This is a genomic window from Caballeronia udeis (assembly GCF_044909315.1).
GTDB classification, from domain to species: Bacteria; Pseudomonadota; Gammaproteobacteria; order Burkholderiales; family Burkholderiaceae; genus Caballeronia; species Caballeronia udeis_A.
In genome coordinates, this window is sequence record NZ_JBIYEB010000078.1 from 1 (window position 1) to 3,299 (window position 3,299).

Annotated in this window: 1 protein-coding gene and 2 pseudogenes; all 3 read left to right on the plus strand. The window is 58.4% G+C overall.

The window, feature by feature from the left end:
- Positions 1–158: 158 nt before the first annotated feature.
- Positions 159–1,469, plus strand: a pseudogene (locus ABH944_RS44465) (IS701 family transposase).
- Positions 1,470–1,548: 79 nt separating this feature from the next.
- A pseudogene (locus ABH944_RS44470) lies at positions 1,549–2,859 on the plus strand (IS701 family transposase).
- A 78-nt stretch (positions 2,860–2,937) separates the two neighbouring features.
- On the plus strand, positions 2,938–3,299 hold a 362-nt coding region (locus ABH944_RS44475), incomplete at its 3' end, for a transposase (RefSeq protein ID WP_404615798.1).

Sequence of the window (3,299 nt, forward strand, 5' to 3'; positions counted from 1 at the left end):
TGTCCATCCCCTTGACCTCGTCGTCACGACGACCAAGGTTAACAGCATGTCCATGAAGTTAACAGCCCCCTTCACGTCTTTTTGAAACCGTCTCTAATACTACAGCCGTAACTGTTTCGTGCTATATTAAGTTAGCTATACTACGCAAATCATGAGACATGAACATACTCTTGAAGGAATGGGAGCGTGAGCTTGAAGCATTGCACGAGCGGCTCGGTAGCCAGTTCAGTCGCTCGGAATCGCGACAGCGCTCGCTGTCCTACCTGAAGGGACTGCTGGGTACGGTTGAACGTAAGAACGGCTGGCAGCTCGCGGAATGGATCGGCGACTCGAGCCCAGACGGTGTGCAGTATCTGCTCGAGCGAGCGAGATGGGATGCAGATGCCGCGCGCGATGTATTGCGCCAGTACGTGGTTGAACAGTTGGGTACGAGTGACGCGGTGTTGGTAGTGGATGAGACTGGCTTCGTGAAGAAAGGTGAACACTCGGCGGGTGTGCAGCGCCAGTACAGCGGGACCGCCGGACGTATCGAGAACAGCCAGATCGGGGTGTTTCTCTGCTATGCGGGCCATGGGGGTAGCGCCTTCATCGACCGCGAGCTTTATGTACCCCAATCATGGATTGATGATCCACCGCGTTGCAAGGCTGCGAGCATTCCCGACACGATAAAGTTCGCGACCAAACCACAGCTTGCCAGACAGATGCTTGAGCGAGCACTGGATGCCAGCGTACCGTGCGCCTGGGTGACGGGCGATGAGGTATACGGTGGTGACCGGCCTCTGCGGCTATGGCTTGAGTCGCGCGAACAGCCCTTCGTGCTGGCTGTCGCGAAGAACGAACCACTGTGGTGGCAAGGGCCGACATACGTTCGCGCTGACAAGATCGCACAGAGCTTGCCGGCCAGGGCATGGCGGCGTCTCTCGGCAGGCGCGGGCGCCAAAGGCGAGCGTCTGTACGACTGGGCGCTTACTCCGCTTTGGCGTTTGCAGATCACGCCTGAGGAACGCCGCTTCGGGCATTACCTGCTGGTGAGGCGCAGCCTGGATGAGAGGCGCGAACATGCTTACTACGTCGTCTACGCCCCACGGCGCAAGGCTACACGGCAGACGTTGGTCAGCGTCGCGGGCCGTAGGTGGGAGATCGAGATTGGCTTTGAAGCAGCCAAGGGCGAATGCGGACTTGATCAGTATGAAGTGCGTCGATGGCAGGGCTGGTATCGCCATATCACTCTCGCGCTGCTCGCTCACGCCATGCTTGCCGTCCTTCGGGTACGTGGTAAAAAAAACGCCTGACGGCGTGGTTCCACTCAGCGTACAGGAGATCCGTCGGCTGCTGTGCCGTCTGCTGTGGCGAACAATCTGGTCGATCGACCATATCCTGTCATGGTCAATTTGGCGTCGAACCCACCAGTGGCGGGCGCAACAAGCCCACTATCGCAAGCGCGGTTGTACACCACCATGAATAAATAGTTACGGCTGTAGTACTAATACTACAGCCGTAACTGTTTCGTGCTATATTAAGTTAGCTATACTACGCAAATCATGAGACATGAACATACTCTTGAAGGAATGGGAGCGTGAGCTTGAAGCATTGCACGAGCGGCTCGGTAGCCAGTTCAGTCGCTCGGAATCGCGACAGCGCTCGCTGTCCTACCTGAAGGGACTGCTGGGTACGGTTGAACGTAAGAACGGCTGGCAGCTCGCGGAATGGATCGGCGACTCGAGCCCAGACGGTGTGCAGTATCTGCTCGAGCGAGCGAGATGGGATGCAGATGCCGCGCGCGATGTATTGCGCCAGTACGTGGTTGAACAGTTGGGTACGAGTGACGCGGTGTTGGTAGTGGATGAGACTGGCTTCGTGAAGAAAGGTGAACACTCGGCGGGTGTGCAGCGCCAGTACAGCGGGACCGCCGGACGTATCGAGAACAGCCAGATCGGGGTGTTTCTCTGCTATGCGGGCCATGGGGGTAGCGCCTTCATCGACCGCGAGCTTTATGTACCCCAATCATGGATTGATGATCCACCGCGTTGCAAGGCTGCGAGCATTCCCGACACGATAAAGTTCGCGACCAAACCACAGCTTGCCAGACAGATGCTTGAGCGAGCACTGGATGCCAGCGTACCGTGCGCCTGGGTGACGGGCGATGAGGTATACGGTGGTGACCGGCCTCTGCGGCTATGGCTTGAGTCGCGCGAACAGCCCTTCGTGCTGGCTGTCGCGAAGAACGAACCACTGTGGTGGCAAGGGCCGACATACGTTCGCGCTGACAAGATCGCACAGAGCTTGCCGGCCAGGGCATGGCGGCGTCTCTCGGCAGGCGCGGGCGCCAAAGGCGAGCGTCTGTACGACTGGGCGCTTACTCCGCTTTGGCGTTTGCAGATCACGCCTGAGGAACGCCGCTTCGGGCATTACCTGCTGGTGAGGCGCAGCCTGGATGAGAGGCGCGAACATGCTTACTACGTCGTCTACGCCCCACGGCGCAAGGCTACACGGCAGACGTTGGTCAGCGTCGCGGGCCGTAGGTGGGAGATCGAGATTGGCTTTGAAGCAGCCAAGGGCGAATGCGGACTTGATCAGTATGAAGTGCGTCGATGGCAGGGCTGGTATCGCCATATCACTCTCGCGCTGCTCGCTCACGCCATGCTTGCCGTCCTTCGGGTACGTGGTAAAAAAAACGCCTGACGGCGTGGTTCCACTCAGCGTACAGGAGATCCGTCGGCTGCTGTGCCGTCTGCTGTGGCGAACAATCTGGTCGATCGACCATATCCTGTCATGGTCAATTTGGCGTCGAACCCACCAGTGGCGGGCGCAACAAGCCCACTATCGCAAGCGCGGTTGTACACCACCATGAATAAATAGTTACGGCTGTAGTACTAACACTACAGCCGTAGATTTTTGTACTATAGTTAATTAGGATTACTATGTGAATATAGAACTATGGAGACAGTTGCGAAAGCGTGGGAACGGGAACTGGATGCATTGCACGAGCGGCTGGGCGGCCTGTTCAGACGGCCCGAGCCTCGGCAGCGTACATTGGCGTACCTGAAGGGCCTGCTCGGCGCGATTGAACGCAAGAACGGCTGGCAACTCGCTGAGTGGATCGGCGAAGCCACGCCCGACGGCGTGCAACACCTGCTCGAGCGAGCGCAGTGGGATGCCGATGCTGCGCGCGACGTGCTGCGGGAATACGTCGTTGAACAACTGGGCGAGCGTGACGCGGTACTCATTGTGGACGAGACCGGTTTCGTCAAGAAGGGGGAGCACTCGGCAGGTGTGCAGCGCCAGTACAGTGGCACGGC